Origin of the sequence: Acetobacter farinalis (assembly GCF_011516935.1) — a bacterium.
Taxonomy (GTDB): Bacteria; Pseudomonadota; Alphaproteobacteria; order Acetobacterales; family Acetobacteraceae; genus Acetobacter; species Acetobacter farinalis.
In genome coordinates, this window is the sequence record NZ_WOTF01000002.1 from 64,682 (window position 1) to 82,952 (window position 18,271).

An 18,271-nucleotide genomic window follows, 5' to 3' on the forward strand; every position below is an offset into this window, starting at 1 on the left:
CGGCTGCAAGAGTCAAAACACTCTCAGGAAAACGCCTTGTCCAGATAGGGGGTAGACGCATCGAAGAACTCCCGGTTCTGCTCCAGTTCGGTTTCAATCACCCGCAGGCTGGCCAGAGCCCGCAGCATCTCCACCCGCACGGAGAGGTTGGTTTCCACCTGCTCACACTGCACCAGATAGCGCACCGCCAGCCGCGTTGCGCGGGCCGTGCGCCCATACTGCCCGCCATAGCGGCCTGTAAAACGCTGCATCCGGTTCATCATGGCCTGCGTGGCACGATGCGCGCCCGCGGGCAGCACACCCTGCGCCAGAATACTCCGCAGCCGCAGCACGTTCAGCCCGATGGTCATGCCGGAGAGCACGCCGCCCAGATAGCGGTTAAGCACGAAGGTGTTCCCGTCCGCCGCCATGGTGGACAGGCGCACAAACCACTCCACACTCCGGCCCACAACTTCGGCAGGCCGCTCCGGCGCACGCTGGCGGGCCAGCCGCCGCAGCCCGTGCAGGATGCTCGTCCGGGCATCCCACCGCATGCCATCAGGATCAAACGGCAGGAAAACCCGATACATCCACATGGCGAACACCATGGCCAGCAGGAGCGGCAGGCTCGTGTTGAAATACAAGATTTCATCCATCCGGCCCTGATTGAGCGGCCCCACCAGAATGGGCAGAAACAGGTTATAGGCCACCGCCGCCAGCACCAGTGGCCCGTAGGCAAACGCCAGCCCGCCCACCAGCATGGGTATGGAAAGGCACAGGGCGAGCATTTCATACGTGGTGGGCCGGGCCAGAACCCACAGGTCCAGCAGGCCGCACATGCCGATGACACACACCGTGCCGTGCAGAAAGGCCTTTGTGGCCAGCGCTGGCTGCTCCAGCGTGGAAAACAACGCGCAGACAATGGCGACAAACATCATGAATGTCAGGCCATCCGGCCAGCCCGTGGCCACCCAGACCAGCCCCGCACAGAAGATGGTGACAGACGCCCGCAAGCTGTTGGTGAACGCCATCCGCCAGTCCCGATACGAGCGCATGGCATAGCGGAAATGGTCATGCAGGCGCGGCGCACGGCTCATGTCGAACTGCTCCAGCGCCAGCCGCAGCTCATCCATCATTTCACCCAGCTTGTGCAGAAGCTGCCCCTGCCGGGAGATAACCCGCTCCTGCTCAAGGTCCACCGGCGGGTGCGTGGCCGCCACCATTTCCTCTTCCAGACAGGTGGCGGCCTGTTGCCGGCAGGTAGCGCACAGCGCATCCAGATCCCGCATGACCGGAGCCGTGGGCTGCCCCCCTTCCAGCCGGACCGGAAGGGTTTGCAGAAAATGGCTGATGCCGGAGGCCGTTTCCCGATAGTGGCCGCCCGTACTGTCCGGCACCTGCAACAGGGCGGCCAGATCAAGCCCGCGCGACATCAGGACTGTCATGGCCGCAAGGGCCGCGCGGGCGTGGTCCCCTTCGTGCTTGTGTTTGCCCATCTCGATTTCGGCAAACTCAACCTGATCACTCAGCGCCAGAATGGTGGAAAACACCTCTGGAGAGGTGGAAACCGAGCGCTGCTCCCCTTGCAGCAGACGGCTTAGCGTGCGCGTCACCCCGCCAAGCGCCTGCACAAAATTGCTCGCCAGCCGGTTTCTGGCCCGGTTTTCAAGCTGATACTGAAACAGGGAGGAAATGGTGGTTTCCACCACAATGCCCAGCGTGATGTATGTGGCGCGCGCCATGGCAATTTCAAAAATATGGTCGGGGGCCAGCACGCCATCCAGCGCGATAATGGCGTATGTAAAGCCCGAGGCCCGCATGCCGTGAATACGGTAATTGGTCATGGCCGCGGGGCCGGGCAGCAATGTTCCGATAAAGCAGAACGCCCCGATCCCCCCGGCCAGACAGAACAGATACAAAAGCGGGGCCTGCGGCATGCACGCCACCAGCAGGATGGCGCAGAGCGTGCCCACCACCATGCCGAACATATGCCAGCGCGCCTTGGCAATGGACTTGCCCCGCGTCCCCTGCGCCACCATCCAGACTGTCAGCGCGGCCCATTGCGGGCTGCCAAGCTCCCACCACAGCGCGATACCGAGCGCGATCAGCGCGGAGACTGTCGTGCGCAGCGCATAACCGAAAGACAGGAGATCCGGGGCGAAGAGCCAGCGGAAATGGTCAAGCCGACGCGGCGGCCCGGAGGACGCCTGCCTGATGGCAGACCCGGCCACGGCCAGAAGCTGGCGCACCCTGTGGGCAAACGCCTGCCAGAGCTGGTCCGGGAAGGCTGCCGCACGCTTCATGCAGCACCCTGACGGGCATATTTTTCGGGAAAGCCGGACATACTGCCTTCATAACGCAAGGCAGTATGAAACTGTACTTACACCTGACTATGTCCGCTATGCCCCTCAGACAGGCTAAGCGGACCTATAAGTGTTATTCGTCGTAAGATAGAAGGGTTTTGACGGGCGCATTCACTTTTGCACGCCCGCCAAGGCCGGTCAGTTCCACCAGAACAGACGCCCCGACAACATTGGCCCCGGCCTTCTGCAGCAGCGTGACAGACGCGGAAAGCGTGCCGCCCGTTGCCAGCAGGTCATCCATCACCACCACGCGCTGGCCGGGTTTGACGGCGTCAGCCTGAATTTGCAGTGTATCACTGCCATATTCCAGATCGTAAGTGTGGGAAATGGTCGCGCCCGGCAGCTTGCCCGGCTTGCGCAGCATCAGCATGCCACAGCCCAGACGGTCCGCCAGCGGCGCTGCTGTCAGAAACCCGCGGGATTCCACGGCGGCCAGCATATCCGGCTCCCACGCAGCAATCTGCCGGGCCAGACGGCCCATGGCAATCTGCCAGGCATCCGGCTCACGCATCAGCGTGGAAATATCGTAAAACAAAATACCCGGTTTCGGAAAATCCGGGATATTCCGGATATAACGCTTCAGGTCTATAGCCTCGTGCTGCGTCATGGCCCGCGATGATCCTTTCCGATGTTTTGCGGCACACGCTCTAGCCTGCCCCTCCCCCTTCTGCAAGAGAGAAGAAAAAGCTCAGACCCCCGCCCGCGCGCTCAGGGCCGCCGTGACAGCCTGCATCAGCCCATCCCGCCGGAACGGTTTGGCCAGCAGCCGGGCACCCTCCAGCGCACCGGGGGGCGGGGGGCTGTCCGGTGTCAGCTCACCAGACATATAGACCACGGCCAGGCCGGAATCCCGCCCGGCCAGCACGCGGGAGAGGGTGAGGCCATCCAGCGGGCCGGGGAGCTGGATATCCGTAACCAGCAGGTCAATCCGCCCCTTGGCGGCCGCGGCAACATCAAAGGCGTGTTCACCATCTCCGGCTTCCAGCACCCGGTGTCCGGCCATGCTCAGGATTGTCACAACAATATCCCGGATGGCGGCATCATCCTCCACAACAAGAACCTGCATCTGTCGCCCCTGCATCTGCGCCACTGGCGGGCATTGCGGCAGAACAACTTCCTTCACATCCGCCACGGCCCGCGGCAGCCAGAGGGAAACCTCCGTCCCGTGTGACGCACCGGTAGCCACCACAACGCGCCCGCGTACCTGCTGGGAAAAGGCCATGACCATTGCCATGCCCAGCCCCGTGCCTGCGCCTTCCCCCTTGGTGGTGAAAAACGGTTCAAACAGATGGGCCAGCACCTCATCCGTCATGCCGCTGCCGCTATCAATCACATCCAGCCGCACCCAGTCCCCCGCCGCAAGCGGCGTGGGGTCTGACACCACGCGCCTGTTACGGCCTTCCTCCACCGGCAGGCTCATGAGGTCCGCATTGACGGAGAAGGTGACATTGCGCGCCGCAATCCGCAGGCAGCCGCCCGCAGGCATGGCATCCCGCGCATTGATGGCCAGATTCAGCACCGCGCTTTCAAGCTGGGCCGGGTCTGCCCGCACGGACCACACGCCCGAGACATCCCCGCATTCCACCACAACACGCGGCCCGATAATCCGCCCCAGCAGGCCACTCAGGAATGAGAACAGGTCTGACAGGGAGAGGGAATCCGGCGCGGAACTCTGCCGCCGCATGAAGGAGAGCAACTGGCCTGTCAGCGCTTCAGAGCGCCGCCCGGCATGTGTCGCGGCGGAGAGATATTCCTGCCGCTGCTCCACATGTTCCGGCTGGTCATGATCCGCCGCCAGTTCCAGATTGCCCAGAATAACGGTGAGCAGGTTTTTGAAATCATGCGCAATGCCCGCCGTGAGCTGCCCGAGCGCACGCAGCTTCTGCGCCTCGCCCAGAGCTCGCTCACTGCGCAGGCGCAGGGTGATGTCCGCCGCTGTCAGCACGAACCCACGGCGCTCCGCCGCGCCGTCCGGCGCGAAAAACAGCGTGCGACACAGTTCCAGATCCGCGCCGTTAATGCCGTTGCATTCCACCACAACCGGGGCGGCCTGCTCGCCCCGCAGAAGGCTGGCTTCAATATGTTCAAACGGCTCCAGCAGGGGCGCCCCCCCCACCACCAGAACCGCGCTGAGATCTTCATAGGAAAGGCCGAGCCTCAGGAAATCCTTTTCCAGACCCAGCACGGTGCGCAATGGCTCATTCCAGTGCCACAGGCGACCATCCGCGCCAAACACCGCAACACCCAGGCTCAGACTGTCCAGCGTGGCGCGCAGACGCAGCGCCAGATCACGCGAGGATGCCTCCGCCCGGGCCGCCGCCAGAGAAGAACGGTCCAGAACCCAGCCTGCGGAAATCAGGCTCAGCACACCCGTCAGAATCCCCAGAAGGCCAAGCCGCCGCTGCCAGCTTGTATTGCGCAGCATGTTGGCCACACGGTCCGCCTGATCCAGCGTGCTGACACGGCTGAGCACGGAGAGGTTATTATCAAGCCCCGCCAGCACCTGCTCCCCACCATCCGGCATGGCCCCACCAGCGGTGTGCCAGCCCGCCACCTCCGCCAGCCCTTCCTCCACCGCGCTCAGAGGTTCGGCACGTCCGCCGCCCTCACGCAGTTGCAGGGCCTTGAAGGCTGCAAAGTCTTTCCGGGCCACCCCGAGCTGGACTATGGCGCGCTCGTAACAGGTCTGGTCCCGCTCCTGCCCTTTGGCCAGCCACGCATAATGGCAGATCTGGGCCTCACTGGTGGCATGATGCAGGTTTCGCAGGTAGCTGCCCGCAGCGGTGCTCTGGCGGTCCAGATCGCCATGGCGGGCCATTTCGTTCCCAAGCTCGATCCCCATTGTCCCGAAGGTCACAATCAGCAGACCGGCACCAATCAGCGCCAGAATATGGGCCCGTCTTGCGGGATGCCGTGCCATGCCGTTCTCGCTCCGTCTCACACTGTACAGCGCCGGGGCACTGTATACCCCTGAACCTGCCTTACCCGTCCTGCCTCAGTCTGTCTGCCCCAGAGCAGCCCCGGTAGAAGCCGGAGGGGCCGCCTGAAGGTTGGCTGGAGATGCTGACTGAGTGGCTGCCTGCGCCGCGCCACCCGGAACACCAGGCCTGAACGCACACATTACCAGCATCAGGACTGTACCCAAAAACATGCAGCCCGCCATAGGCAGGGCCGATGTTGTGGGGAACAGCCCCAGCACCACCCCGGCCAGCGCGCCAAGACTATACTGCATGGTTCCCGCCAGCGCCGCCGCCGCCCCCGCCAGACTGGGGTGATCCGCCAGAGCGCCCATCATCCCGTTGGGGAAAATCACGCCCGTGGGGGCGAGGGTGAGCACCATTGTCGCAATAAGCAACCACACTTCGTAATGCCTGCGCCATTCCGCCCCTGCATACCACTCACCCCAGAGGCTGACACCCACCACCAGAGCCCCTCCGACCACGGCCACCCATACCGCCGCAAGCAGCAGCCGTGCCGAGTCGACCCGCCCCACCAGCGCGCCGTTCAACTGTGAGGCCCCGATCATGAAAACGGAAAACGCGCCAAACAGCATGGAAAACCGGAACGGCGTGAACCCGAAAATCTTGATGAACACGAAGGAGGCCGCCGTCAGGTAACTGAACTGCATGAAGGTGGAAAAACCCGTGATCAGCGCATGAGAGCTGAAGGAGCGATCCCGCAGCAGCGTGATATAGCGCGTGACGAGCGTCATGGGAGAAAGCGAGACCCGCTTCTGATACGGCAGGGTTTCAGGCAGCACCCACAGCACCAGTGCCACGCACAGCAGCCCATACACCGCAGATGCCCAGAAAATGACACGCCAGGAGGCCACGGCCACCACCAGCCCCCCCAGCATGGGTGCGAGAATGGGGACGACTCCCATCACCATGACAAGCTGGGAGAGCATTCTGGCTCCGGCATTCCGGTCTGGCACAATATCGCGCACGCAGGCGGTGGGAATCACCAGACTGGCGGACGCCCCGACGGACGCCACAAACCGCGCCACGGAAAAGGTGGCAATATCCGGTGCAACGGCACACACTATAGAGGCCAGGCTGTAAATCAGATTCCCCGCCAGCATGGGGCCACGCCGCCCGTACCGGTCCGCCAGGGGGCCCATGGTGATCTGCCCGATCGCCAGCCCCACAAACCAGATGGACAAGGTCATCTGCACAGAGCCCGCACTGGTGTGCAGGGACTGCTCCATGGCCGGGAAAGCAGGCAGATAGATATCTGTGGAAATGGGTCCTACCGCTGTCAGAAACCCCAGCAGGAGAGGCAGCCAGACAGGCACACCCTGCGGGAAGACGGGAGACCCATGCTCTCGTGAAACGGTGGCAGACGCCATCGCAGCGCTCCGAAAAAAAGAAGAGGGGGCACGTAAAAACCGAACTGCACCATCGCTGGACAAAAACAGGGGCAGGAACAGAAACAAAGAAATACAGAAATACAGCATCTCTGTGATGCAATAGCGGCGGAAAGGCTCCTATGCGTCAGGCAGCCCCGTGCGGTCTGCCTCATCCTGCATCATACGGGCCACCTGCGCCCGGCGGAGCAACCACAGACCCAGAACGCCAGAGGCGGCAAACAGGGCACCGCCAAGCAGGAACTGCCAGAGCGCGTCCACCCGCACCCCGGCCCCCAGCAGCACCGCCACCACATTCTGCGGCAGCCCCCCCAGCAGCGTTGCCGCCGTGAAAGGCAGAACATCCATGCCAGACACCCCACCCAGCAGGTTGAGCAACAGGGCCGACCCGACCGGCAACAGGCGCAGTGTAAGAATACTCAGAAACGGCTGACGGCTCAGCATGGCATCCAACCGGGCAAAGCGCGCGCCAAGCCGGGCCTGAGCCCATTGGCGGCCACCCCACCGCGCCCAGAAAAACCCTGCGACACACCCAGCGGTAGAAGCTGCGGTAATCAGCACAATGCCCTCAAGCGCGCCGTAGGCCAGACCTGCCGCAAAACCCGCGGCCTGCCGGGGCAACCCGAACGCACACCAGACCGAGGCCCCTGCCAGAAATACCATACGGCCCCATGCTCCGTCACGCAGCAAAGCCGTACTGTCCATCATATGCCGCAGGCCCGGGATGGCACGCAGCGCCACGGCCCCCGCCACAAGAAGGGCCAACATCAGCGCCGGGCGCAAAAACCGCAAAACAGGCTGCGCGGCGGAGGGATTTGTCTGTTCCATCCTCCCGGCTGGTACCACCTTCTTGCCGCCACCCGCAAGCACGGTTTAAACCCCGTGCTACCAGACACAACTCAGGGCAAAAGAGTGCTATGTCCTCCTCTCTCCCGCGTTATGCCGATATGGCCCCCAACCATCGCTGCCTGATTTCAAGCTGGCTGTTCCTGCTGTGCTTCATGCTGCTGGGCATGATTGCCATTGGCGGCGTCACGCGGCTGACGGGCTCGGGTCTTTCCATTATGGACTGGCAGCCTGTGAGCGGCTTTATCCCGCCACTCTCCCACGCAGAATGGGAGCGGCTGTTCGCGCTGTATCAAACCATCCCGCAATATCACCTTCAGCATGAAGGATTCGGGCTGGAAGGCTTCCAGAAAATTTTCTGGGCCGAGTGGATTCACCGCTTCTGGGGCCGCCTGATGGGCCTTGTGCTGCTGCTGCCGCTCATCTGGTTTACCCTCCGGGGGATGATAAACCGTGCGCTGGCCGTGCGCCTGTTTGTGTTTTTCATTCTGGGAGCCATGCAGGGCGCGATTGGCTGGTTCATGGTGGCATCAGGCTTCCGGCCAGACAGCACGGCAGTGGAACCGGTGCGACTGGTGCTGCATCTGAGTGCCGCCCTTGCCCTGTACCTCGCCATTCTGTGGACAGCCCTTTCCATCCGCTGGCCCACCCCGCAGCCGGTCGCCCCCTCCCCCGGTGGCAGGCTGACAAAGCGGCTGGTCTGGCTCGCACTCTGCCTGATCTGTATCACCATTGTCGCAGGCGGGTTCACGGCGGGAACGCATGCCGGGTTTGTCTACAACACCTTTCCGCTGATGGATGGCTCCCTGATTCCGGCAGACTATGCCCGCCTTTCCCCCTTCTGGATGAATCTGGTGGAGAACAAGGCCGCCATCCAGTTTGACCACCGCCTGCTGGCCACCCTGACAGCCTTGAGCATTGGCGCTGTGCTGCTGGCTGGCCTGCGCAGCGCAAATCTTGGCAGCCGGGCGCACAATGCCATCATGCTGCTGGGCTGGGCGGTGCTCATCCAGTATGCGCTGGGGGTCACCACCCTTCTGCTGGTTGTGCCGGTCTGGGCTGGTGCGGTGCATCAGACCTTTGCCGCCGTCCTGCTGGGAGTCATGCTCTACACGCTGCACTGCCTGCGCGGGCAGCGTGTCGGCTGATCTTCAAACGGCTTTTTAAAGAGTTGCTTTTACAGAATCCGCCTGTATTCTCGCTGCCATGAATTCCGTCTGGTTCACGTCCGAGTCTCTGCTGTGCCGTAAAGCGGCACAAGCGGGCGGCGTGGCCACACGTCTGGACCTTCTCCTTCGACTAATCTGCCCCTGAGCGATCCGGGCGGCTCTGTGCCGTCGCGCTTAGGGGAAAGATGAATGCGCTTCCGTATCCGCCCTGCGGATACCGGCATGCCTGAGCCGTATGCCAGACCCCGGACAAGACCGAAATTCAAGGACACTTCTGATGTCAGCCAGTTCTCCCACCATCACGCATCCCTCCTTTGGCCGTATGCCTGCAGACCGTGTCATTATTTTTGACACCACCCTGCGCGACGGTGAGCAGTCTCCCGGCTTTTCCATGAATCTGGCGGAAAAGCTGCGCATGGCCGAGGCTCTCGCCGCTCTGGGGGTAGATGTGATCGAGGCTGGCTTCCCCGTTGCCTCCAAAGGGGATTTCGAGTCCGTTCACCAGATTGCCCAGCACACCAAGGGGGCCGTGATCTGCGCTCTGGCCCGCTCAGGGGGTGCCAAGGATATTGCGGCGGCGGGTGAGGCTCTGGCTCCGGCTGAGCGCAAGCGCATTCACAACTTTATCTCCACCTCTCCGCTGCACATGAAATACAAGCTGCGGATGGAGCCCGAAACGGTTCTGGACCTGATCACCACCGGGAATACCGCCGCGCGGAACCTGACAGACGATGTGGAATGGTCCGCTGAAGATGGCTCCCGCACGGAACCGGATTTCCTGTGCCGCTGCGTGGAAGCCGCGATCAAGGCCGGGGCCACCACCATCAATATTCCCGATACCGTGGGCTATGCCACGCCGGAAGACATGGAACGCATCTTCTCCATGCTGCTGGCGCGGGTACCGGGGGCGGATCAGGTCATTTTCTCGGCCCATAACCATAATGACCTCGGGCTGGGCGTTGCCAACACGCTGGCCTCCGTGCGCGGCGGGGCGCGCCAGATTGAATGCACCATCAACGGGATTGGCGAACGGGCGGGGAATGCCGCTCTGGAAGAAATCGTCATGGCGCTGCGCACGCGGCATGACCAGTATCCCTTCACCACGGGCATCCACACGGAAAGCCTGCTGAAAGTGTCCCGCATGCTGGCCACAATCACCAGTTTTGATGTGCAGCCCAACAAGGCCATTGTGGGCCGGAACGCCTTTGCCCATGAAAGCGGCATCCATCAGGATGGCGTGCTGAAAAATGCCGCGACCTATGAAATCATGACACCGGAAAGCGTGGGCTGGACTCGCTCCTCCCTGATCATGGGCAAGCATTCCGGCCGTGCAGCCTTCCGCGACAAGCTGAAGGCGCTGGGATACGGAGATCTGGACGACGCCAAGCTGAATGACGCCTTTGCCCGATTCAAGGATCTGGCCGACAAGAAAAAGGCTGTCTACGATGAGGATATCGTGGCTCTGGTGGATGATGAAGTGCGCGATAACGAACACATCCGCTTCGGCTCCCTCAGCCTGACATCCTGCTCTGGCAAGCCTTCCACCGTTACTCTTTCCCTGACGATTGATGGCGCAACGGTGGAAACCGACGCCACCGGCAACGGCCCGGTGGATGCCGCCTTCAACGCCCTGCGCAGCGCCTTCCCGCATGAGGCGCGTCTGGCCCTGTTCTCCGTAGGGGCTGTGACCGAGGGAACGGATGCGCAGGCCCGCACCACGGTGCGACTGGAAGAAGACGGCAAAATGGTGGACGGCCAGGGCGCGGATGCGGATACGGTGGTGTCCGCCGTGCGCGCTTATGTGCATGCGCTGAACAAACTGCTGGTCAAACGCACCCGTGCGGAACCGGAAGCGCTGGGTGTCTAGAAACTGCTAACGGACCGCTTTTGTTATACCAGACAGGCCCTTTATAAATTTAGGCAGTTTCTTGCCTAAAGGCCTTGTCTGGGTGGTTGCGGCCCGGTAATCCCTGCCACACATATAACAAGCTGATTTTCAGAGTGCGGTTATGTGCGGGCCAGCCTTGCAGACCCGCGCGATGCCTTCTCAAGCCAGGAGTGCTGGATGTTCTCTCGTTTGCTCGGTCTCATGTCCGCCGACATGGCTATCGACCTGGGTACTGCCAATACCCTCGTCTACGTCAAAGGACGCGGCATCGTTCTCAATGAGCCGTCCGTGGTGGCCATTGCCGACGTCCGGGGTAAAAAGCAGCTTCTGGCGGTGGGGGAAGACGCCAAACTGATGGTTGGCCGGACTCCGGGCAACATCACGGCCATCCGCCCGATGCGTGATGGCGTGATTGCCGATTTTGATGTTGCGGAAGAAATGATCAAGCATTTCATCCGCAAGGTTCACAATCGCCGCGCCTTCACCAGCCCGCAGATTATTGTCTGCGTACCCTCCGGCTCCACGGCTGTCGAACGCCGCGCCATTCAGGAAAGTGCCGAAAGTGCCGGCGCACGCCGGGTTTTCCTGATTGAGGAACCCATGGCCGCGGCCATCGGGGCGGGCCTGCCGGTCACCGAGCCTTCGGGCAGCATGATTGTTGATATTGGCGGCGGCACCACGGAAGTCGCGGTAATTTCCCTCGGCGGTATTGTTTACGCCCGCTCCGTGCGCGTGGGGGGAGACAAGATGGATGAAGCCATCATCTCCTACATCCGCCGCACCCATAACCTGCTGATCGGGGAAAGCTCCGCCGAGCGGATCAAGATCAATCTCGGCTCCGCCATGATGCCGGATGACCCGGAAGACCCCGGCCCGTGGCTGGATGTGAAGGGGCGTGACCTGATTAACGGTGTCCCGCGTGAGGTTCAGGTTTCCCAGGCTCAGATTGCTGAAAGCCTTCTTGAGCCTGTCAGCCAGATTGTGGACGCCGTGACCACGGCTCTGGAAAACACACCGCCGGAACTGGCGGCCGATATTGTGGATAAAGGCATTGTGCTGACAGGCGGCGGCGCCCTGCTGTACCGCTTGAACGATGTGCTGCGTCTGGCCACCGGCCTGCCCGTAACCGTGGGGGAAGACCCGCTTTCCTGCGTGGCGCTGGGCACCGGACGGGCACTGGAAGAAATGAAGCGCCTGCGGAATGTTCTGACAACCATGTATTAATTGTCATGGTTCTATCATAAAATTAAGACTCCTTCCGCCCGGAGAGAAGGAACACAACAACACACATCAATCCAGCCGACGAAAAGGATGCATGCCACTTCATGTGGAGAAGACGCAGACAGGCCCTGAACGCACACACAGGCACTGACCGCCTGAAGGCCGCGGGCCTGTCATGATTCCCGTCTCCATCCAGATGCGTCAGGCGCTCGGCAAGCTGGTGCTTCCGCTGCTGGTCCTGCTCTCCCTCGTCATTCTCATTGCCGGGCAGGCGGACCGCAAGCTGGCCGATCAGGCCCGCATGACCGTGGCGGATGGCCTGGCCCCCCTGTGGGGGCTGATAACCTCGGTGCAGACCCATGTGCAGGGTGTAAGCACCAGCCTGCGGGAAGCCAGCCGCATGGCCTCCGAAAACACGCGGCTTCAGACAGAAAATGAAAATCTGCGCCGCTGGTATGATGTGGCTGTCTCCCTCACACGGGAGAACGATGCGCTGAAAACCGCCCTGCACTGGATTCCCGAACCCACACCCGCTTTTGTCACCGGCCGTGTGGTGGCGGACAGCGGGGGGATCTACGCCCGCGCCGTCCTGCTGGTGGCCGGCACGGAAAGTGGCGTGAAGGTTGGTAATGTCGCGCTGGCGGCCAATGGTCTGGCGGGCCGCGTGACAGAAACCGGAGCCCATTCCTCCCGCATTCTGCTGATAACCGATATTGCCAGCCGCCTGCCTGTTCTGCTGGAAGCCAGCCACGCTACCGCCATTATGGGGGGCGATAATACGGCCTTCCCCCGGTTGATGTATTACGCACAGGAAACCCGCCCTGTTGAAGGTGAACGAGTCGTGACAAGCGATCAGGCCGGAGCTTTCCCCGCGGGGCTCCCGATTGGCACGGTGCACTATCTGCACCCCGGCCAGCCTGTTGTGCTGCCCTTCGCCCGGCTTGATCACCTGCCCCTGCTGCGTGTGTTCGATTTCGGGCAGGGCCTGATTGATCCACCCGAAGCCCCCGGCCATGTACCGCTGGCCCACCCGCACAAATCCACGACACTGCCGCTCAAAACCCTGCTTGGTCAGGGCTGAGGGCGCGCCATCATGATGCCAGATCCCTCCATGAGTGCATGGGAGCCGGAACTTCGCCCCCGCCAGACCCTGTGGCAGCGGCTTGACCACGGCGCACGGCGGCTGCTGCCGTCCGTGTTTATTGCGCTGATCATCATCTTTTTCTCGGCCCCCCTGACCATTCCGGGGTCTGCCGAACTGTTGCCCGCCCTTGTGATGGCCACCATTTTCTTCTGGTCATTCTGGCGGCCGAGCGGCATGCCGGGAATTGCAGTCTTCCTGCTGGGCCTGTTCATGGATCTTGTGGGGTTCACACCGCTGGGGGTCAGCGCGTTTATCCTGCTGTTGGTACATGGCGTGGCATTTTATGCCCGCTTTGGCCTGATGCGCCTGAATTTTCTGCTGGTGTGGGGCGTGTTCGGGCTGGTGGCCATTGCGGCCTGCCTGCTACAATGGGGGCTGGCCTGCCTCTTCCGGCTGGATCTTCTGGACATTGCCCCGGCTTTGTTCGAGGCTCTTCTGGCCATCGGTGTCTATCCGCTCCTTTCCGCCATGTTCTCATGGGTGCTCCACCGGATGGATGAAAAGGAAGACCCCTGATGCTGTCCGGAGGCATGTCATGCGGCTGAGGCGTCGCAGGCGGGAGAACAACCGCCTGATGCCCATCAAAAGCCAGAAAGATCCGGGCCGCGGCGTTTTTACACGCCGTGCGCTGCTGTTCATGGCTGTACAGATTGGCGCGCTGGGGGAACTGACGCACAGGCTCTATCAGCTCCAGATCAGGGATGGAGACCGCTACGCCCGGATGGCGGCCAGCAACCGCATCAGCAAGCGGTATCTGGCCCCGCCGCGTGGCCGGATTGTGGACCGGTACGGCGTGGCGCTGGCCAGCAACAAGGAAAACTGGCGCGCCCTGCTGCTGCCGGAAGAAACCACGGATGTGGCCGGAACCATTGAGCGGTTTTCCACCATCATTCCGCTCGATGAGCGTGACCGCGCCCGTATCGCACGAGAAATGCGGCATCAGCGCCGGTTTGTTCCCGTCATGCTGCGCGATTTCCTCTCCTGGGATGAAATGGCGCGCATTGAACTGAATGCGCCATCCCTGCCGGGTGTGCTGATTGATGTCGGCACCCGGCGCGTCTACCCGGAAGGGGAACTGCTGGCGCATCTGATTGGCTATGTCGCCCCGCCGAATGAGCGCGATGTGGCCCGCTCCGCCCTGCTCGCCCTGCCGGGCATGCGTGTGGGCCGCGCCGGGATAGAGCAGAATCAGGATGAAAAACTGCGCGGCACAGCGGGCTCCGTGGAAATGGAAGTCAATTCCGTAGGCCGTGTCATGTCCGAACTGAACCGGGTGGAAGGGGTGCCCGGTGCTGAAATCGGCCTGACCATAGACCGGGGCCTGCAGCAGAAGGTTCTGGGCCGCATCGGGGAGCAGACCGCCTCCGCCGTGGTGATGGACTGCCGCAACGGAGAGGTGCTGGCCATGGTCAGCACGCCCTCATTCGATCCGTCCCTGTTTGACAGTGGCGTCAGCCACGCACAGTGGATCGAATGGACCAATAACGAACGCACACCGCTGATCAACAAGGCCGTGGCGGGCGTTTATCCGCCCGGTTCCACCTTCAAGCCCGCAGTCGCCATGGCCGGGCTGCAATCCGGCCTGTTCTCTCCAACAGACCGCGTCTTCTGCCCCGGCCATCTGGATGTGGGCGGGACGCGCTTCCACTGCTGGTCCCGCTGGGGGCATGGCTCTGTGGACCTGCATCAGGCGCTCAAATTTTCCTGTGACGTCTATTTCTATGAAATGGCCCGCCGGATCGGCATGGACCGCATAGCCGAAACCGCCCACACGTTCGGGCTGGGCACACCTCTGGATATCGAGCTTCCGCACACCCGCACCGGCCTGATCCCCACCCCGGCATGGCGGCAGTCACACCACCAGCACTGGAATGGGGGGGACACGATTGTCAGCGGGATCGGGCAGGGCTTCGTGCAGGTCACCCCGCTGCAGCTTGCCACCTATACCTCCCGCCTCGCCACGGGCCGGGCCGTGCAGCCGCATCTGATCCGGGCCACGAATGGTGACCTCGGCCCCGAGGCCACCCCGGAGCACTGGCCCGCGCTGGATATGCCCGAGCAGTATCTTGCCGCCCTGCGCTCGGGCATGTTTGCCGTGGTGAATGAGCCGCACGGCACAGCCCCAAAGGCCCGGCTGGGCCTGCCGGGGGTGATGATGGCGGGTAAAACCGGCTCCGCTCAGGTCCGCCGCGTGTCCCGCGCCCTGCGTGAGAGCGGGCACTTCAATTCCGCAAACCTGCCGTGGGAATATCGCCCCCATGCGCTGTTCATTTGCTTCGCACCCTATGATGCGCCGCGGTATGCTGTGTCTGTTGTGATTGAGCACGGCAATACCGGGGCGGATGCGGCCGCCCCTCTGGCGCGTGATATCATGACAGATACGCTGCTGCGCGACCCGGCAAACCACCTTACCCCGCCCCCGGAAAGTGTGGCAGACGCCGATACGCCCGAAGCGGACACGCCTGACTAAGCATGAAATTCCACAAACGCCTTTTACGCGCCGAGCCAAGCTTCCGCCTGCTCTCCAAGCTCTGGCGCATCAGCTGGCTTTACGTGCTGCTGATCTGCACGCTGGCAGGCATTGGCTATGTCACGCTCTATTCCGCAGGCGGCGGCGCGCCTTATCCGTTCGCCGCCCCGCAGGCCGCACGGTTTGCGGTGGGGCTGGTGCTCATGATCACGGTGGCCATGCTGCCACCCAAAATTCTGGTCCGGATTTCGGGGCCACTTTATGTCGTGTCCATCATCCTTCTGGTGGCCGTGTTGCGGATGGGCCATGTGGGCAAAGGGGCCGAACGCTGGCTGATTATCGGGGGGCTGCAAATCCAGCCCTCAGAATATGCCAAGGTCGCGCTGGCGCTGGTGCTGGCCTCCTGGTTCCACCGCATCAGCTACGCGCGCATGGGCAACCCGCTCTGGCTGCTGCCCCCGGCTTTCCTTGTGCTGCTGCCGGTTATTCTGGTGCTCAAGGAACCCAATCTGGGCACCGCCGTGATTATCGGCGGTATTGGCGCGTCCATGTTTTTTGCCGCAGGCATGCGCCTGTGGCTGATTGCCCTGCTGCTGCTGCCGGTGCCGTATCTGGCAAAATTTGCCTACGCCCATCTGCATGACTACCAGCGCGCCCGAATCACCACCTTTCTCAACCCGGAGAGTGACCCGCTGGGAGCGGGCTACAACATCATCCAGTCCAAGATCGCGCTGGGTTCCGGCGGGATGTGGGGGCAGGGCTACCTGCACGGCTCACAAGGGCAGCTGAACTTCCTGCCGGAAAAGCAGACTGACTTCATCTTCACCATGATTGCGGAAGAATGGGGGTATGTGGGGGCCATTACGGTCATTGGCCTGCTTCTGATGCTTGTTCTGGGGGGTATGCTCATGGCCATCCGCAGCCGGAACCGCTTCGGGCGGCTGCTGGCCCTTGGCATCAGCATGAACTTCTTCCTCTATTGTCTGGTCAACCTCTCCATGGTGATGGGGGCCATCCCGGTGGGGGGGGTGCCTCTGCCGCTGGTGTCCTACGGCGGTTCTGCCCTGCTGAATGTCATGCTGGGGTTTGGCCTGCTGCTCTCCACCTGGGTGCATCGTGACTCCCGCTTCGGAGAGAGTGAAAATCCGGACAACCCCTGATCCACATTAACAAAAGATATATTTGTCTGGTGTCTTGTGGTATTGTTTAGAAATTCCTGAAGCCAGACCGCCTTGTGGAGGAGCCCACCAAGGTCTTTACAGAAACAACCGCTCCAATAAAAATAATAATCCTGACGGAAACTCGCGAAATCCATGCAAAACTCGACTTTAACCCAGACAGAAACAGACTCTTCCGCACAAAATCGAACCATTATTATTGGTATTCTTGCCGCAACTGGTGGCCTTATGTCTGGTCTGGACATCGGGGTTATTTCCGGCGCGCTGGATTTTGTTGCCGATGCTTTCCATGCCTCCACATTCGCACAGGAATGGATTGTCAGCGCAATGATGGCAGGGGCTGCCATCGGGGCCATCATGGCCGGGGGGCTGGCCCGGCTGGGAGGGCGCAAATGGGCGCTCGTGCTCGGCGGTGTCATTTTTATTGTCGGCTCACTGGCCTGTGCCATGGCATGGTCCGTCGGCAGTATGATCAGCGGGCGGGCGCTTATGGGGCTGGCTATCGGCATCGCGGCCTTCACCTCTCCGCTCTATCTGTCCGAAATCGCGAGTGAAGCCACACGCGGCGCGATGATTTCCACCTATCAGCTGATGATCACGGTTGGCATTTTCCTGGCGTTTATCAGTGACACACTCTTCAGCTACCACGGGCAATGGCGCTGGATGTTCGGTGTGATTGCCATCCCCAGCGTGCTGTTTGTGATTGGCGTGCTCTTTCTGCCCTACAGCCCGCGCTGGCTGATGATGAAAGGCCGCAGGGAGGAAGCCCTGAAGGTGCTGAAAAACCTGCGTCCGGCCACACACGACACCCATGCGGAAATTCGCGCGATTGATGAGCAGCTCGAACAACGGCAGAGCGGCTGGGCCCTGCTGCGGAAAAATGTCAATTTCCGGCGCTCCATCCTGCTGGGCATGCTGCTTCAGATCATGCAGCAGTTTGCCGGTATCAACGTCGTTATGTACTACGCGCCCAAAATTTTCGCGCTGGCCGGGTTTGTCGGCACGGCGCAGATGTGGTGCACGGCCATTATCGGCTTTGTGAATGTGCTGGCGACAGTCGCCGCGATGGGGCTGGTGGACCGCTGGGGGCGCAAGCCCATTCTGTATGGCGGCTTTATCACCATGACAATCGCCATGTCCGCTCTGGCTCTTCTCAACTATAACGGGCTGGATGGTCAGGCCGCCAAACTGCTGTGCGTCTTCCTGATCATGATCTTTATTGCAGCCCACGCCATGTCTGCCGGTCCGCTGATGTGGGTTCTGTGCTCGGAAATCCAGCCTATCAAGGGCCGGGATCTGGGCATTACCGTCTCCACCCTGACCAACTGGGTCTCCAACATGATTGTCGGCATGTCTTTCCTCAGCCTGCTCAGCTGGCTGGGAGCCCCGCTGACTTTCGGGCTGATTGCCGGGCTGAACGCCATTTTTCTTGTTTTCACACGCCAGCTTGTTCCAGAAACCAAGGGCGTGACGCTTGAAGAGATTGAAAAGAATCTGATGTCCGGAAAAAAACTGCGGGACATCGGTCGCTGATACCCTGAGGGAGGAGAATCCTTTCTCCTCCCGCCTGACTTGACTCCCTTTTTGCGGGCTTCTAGCTTGCACGAAAAGGTAACAATCGGTACCATTTTCTTCAGACTTCCACGG

13 protein-coding genes are annotated in these 18,271 nt (G+C 61.7%); 8 read left to right on the forward strand and 5 right to left on the reverse strand.

Features of this window, described 5'->3' with window-relative positions; all coding sequences use genetic code 11:
* Positions 1 to 23: 23 nt before the first annotated feature.
* The 5 genes from GOB82_RS03765 to GOB82_RS03785 form a co-directional block, all read right to left on the reverse strand.
* Positions 24 to 2,282: an FUSC family protein gene (locus GOB82_RS03765; RefSeq protein ID WP_166119890.1), complete on the reverse strand. Its 2,259-nt coding sequence runs from the start codon at positions 2,280 to 2,282 to the stop codon at positions 24 to 26.
* A gap of 133 nt (positions 2,283 to 2,415) precedes the next feature.
* Positions 2,416 to 2,949: an adenine phosphoribosyltransferase gene (locus GOB82_RS03770; protein ID WP_166119892.1), complete on the reverse strand. Its 534-nt coding sequence runs from the start codon at positions 2,947 to 2,949 to the stop codon at positions 2,416 to 2,418.
* Between the two features lie 81 nt (positions 2,950 to 3,030).
* A complete protein-coding gene (locus GOB82_RS03775; RefSeq protein ID WP_166119895.1) occupies positions 3,031 to 5,262 on the reverse strand; it encodes an ATP-binding protein in 2,232 nt (743 codons plus the stop codon).
* Positions 5,263 to 5,337: 75 nt separating this feature from the next.
* Complete coding sequence (locus tag GOB82_RS03780) at positions 5,338 to 6,690, reverse strand: multidrug effflux MFS transporter (protein ID WP_166119897.1); 1,353 nt, start codon at positions 6,688 to 6,690, stop codon at positions 5,338 to 5,340.
* Positions 6,691 to 6,828: 138 nt separating this feature from the next.
* Positions 6,829 to 7,536 (reverse strand): TVP38/TMEM64 family protein, encoded by a 708-nt coding sequence (locus tag GOB82_RS03785; RefSeq protein ID WP_166119900.1) that lies wholly within the window; start codon positions 7,534 to 7,536, stop codon positions 6,829 to 6,831.
* A 119-nt stretch (positions 7,537 to 7,655) separates the two neighbouring features.
* Between GOB82_RS03785 and GOB82_RS03790 the strand changes: the two genes are divergently transcribed.
* The 8 genes from GOB82_RS03790 to GOB82_RS03825 all read left to right on the forward strand — a co-directional run bounded on the left by GOB82_RS03790 (position 7,656) and on the right by GOB82_RS03825 (position 18,157).
* Positions 7,656 to 8,702 (forward strand): COX15/CtaA family protein, encoded by a 1,047-nt coding sequence (locus tag GOB82_RS03790; protein ID WP_166120394.1) that lies wholly within the window; start codon positions 7,656 to 7,658, stop codon positions 8,700 to 8,702.
* Between the two features lie 298 nt (positions 8,703 to 9,000).
* Positions 9,001 to 10,590 (forward strand): 2-isopropylmalate synthase, encoded by a 1,590-nt coding sequence (locus tag GOB82_RS03795; RefSeq protein WP_166119902.1) that lies wholly within the window; start codon positions 9,001 to 9,003, stop codon positions 10,588 to 10,590.
* 198 nt (positions 10,591 to 10,788) lie between these two features.
* A complete protein-coding gene (locus GOB82_RS03800; protein ID WP_166119905.1) occupies positions 10,789 to 11,835 on the forward strand; it encodes a rod shape-determining protein in 1,047 nt (348 codons plus the stop codon).
* 172 nt (positions 11,836 to 12,007) lie between these two features.
* Positions 12,008 to 12,913 (forward strand): rod shape-determining protein MreC, encoded by a 906-nt coding sequence (mreC, locus tag GOB82_RS03805; RefSeq protein WP_166119908.1) that lies wholly within the window; start codon positions 12,008 to 12,010, stop codon positions 12,911 to 12,913.
* Between the two features lie 12 nt (positions 12,914 to 12,925).
* On the forward strand, positions 12,926 to 13,492 hold the full coding sequence (locus tag GOB82_RS03810) for a rod shape-determining protein MreD (protein WP_242007179.1): 567 nt from the start codon (positions 12,926 to 12,928) through the stop codon (positions 13,490 to 13,492).
* A gap of 19 nt (positions 13,493 to 13,511) precedes the next feature.
* Positions 13,512 to 15,446 (forward strand): penicillin-binding protein 2, encoded by a 1,935-nt coding sequence (gene mrdA, locus GOB82_RS03815; RefSeq protein ID WP_166119911.1) that lies wholly within the window; start codon positions 13,512 to 13,514, stop codon positions 15,444 to 15,446.
* Positions 15,447 to 15,448: 2 nt separating this feature from the next.
* On the forward strand, positions 15,449 to 16,606 hold the full coding sequence (gene rodA / locus GOB82_RS03820) for a rod shape-determining protein RodA (RefSeq protein WP_166119913.1): 1,158 nt from the start codon (positions 15,449 to 15,451) through the stop codon (positions 16,604 to 16,606).
* Positions 16,607 to 16,759: 153 nt separating this feature from the next.
* Positions 16,760 to 18,157 (forward strand): sugar porter family MFS transporter, encoded by a 1,398-nt coding sequence (locus GOB82_RS03825; RefSeq protein WP_166119916.1) that lies wholly within the window; start codon positions 16,760 to 16,762, stop codon positions 18,155 to 18,157.
* The last annotated feature ends 114 nt before the right edge of the window (positions 18,158 to 18,271 follow it).

Bases quoted from the DNA above. Each gene is read 5' to 3' on its own strand.
- GOB82_RS03765 (WP_166119890.1), bottom strand. From the start codon at position 2,282: ATGAAGCGTGCGGCAGCCTTCCCGGACCAGCTCTGGCAGGCGTTTGCC.
- GOB82_RS03770 (WP_166119892.1), bottom strand. From the start codon at position 2,949: ATGACGCAGCACGAGGCTATAGACCTGAAGCGTTATATCCGGAATATC.
- GOB82_RS03775 (WP_166119895.1), bottom strand. From the start codon at position 5,262: ATGGCACGGCATCCCGCAAGACGGGCCCATATTCTGGCGCTGATTGGT.
- GOB82_RS03780 (WP_166119897.1), bottom strand. From the start codon at position 6,690: ATGGCGTCTGCCACCGTTTCACGAGAGCATGGGTCTCCCGTCTTCCCG.
- GOB82_RS03785 (WP_166119900.1), bottom strand. From the start codon at position 7,536: ATGGAACAGACAAATCCCTCCGCCGCGCAGCCTGTTTTGCGGTTTTTG.
- GOB82_RS03790 (WP_166120394.1), top strand. From the start codon at position 7,656: ATGGCCCCCAACCATCGCTGCCTGATTTCAAGCTGGCTGTTCCTGCTG.
- GOB82_RS03795 (WP_166119902.1), top strand. From the start codon at position 9,001: ATGTCAGCCAGTTCTCCCACCATCACGCATCCCTCCTTTGGCCGTATG.
- GOB82_RS03800 (WP_166119905.1), top strand. From the start codon at position 10,789: ATGTTCTCTCGTTTGCTCGGTCTCATGTCCGCCGACATGGCTATCGAC.
- mreC (WP_166119908.1), top strand. From the start codon at position 12,008: ATGATTCCCGTCTCCATCCAGATGCGTCAGGCGCTCGGCAAGCTGGTG.
- GOB82_RS03810 (WP_242007179.1), top strand. From the start codon at position 12,926: ATGATGCCAGATCCCTCCATGAGTGCATGGGAGCCGGAACTTCGCCCC.
- mrdA (WP_166119911.1), top strand. From the start codon at position 13,512: ATGCGGCTGAGGCGTCGCAGGCGGGAGAACAACCGCCTGATGCCCATC.
- rodA (WP_166119913.1), top strand. From the start codon at position 15,449: ATGAAATTCCACAAACGCCTTTTACGCGCCGAGCCAAGCTTCCGCCTG.
- GOB82_RS03825 (WP_166119916.1), top strand. From the start codon at position 16,760: ATGCAAAACTCGACTTTAACCCAGACAGAAACAGACTCTTCCGCACAA.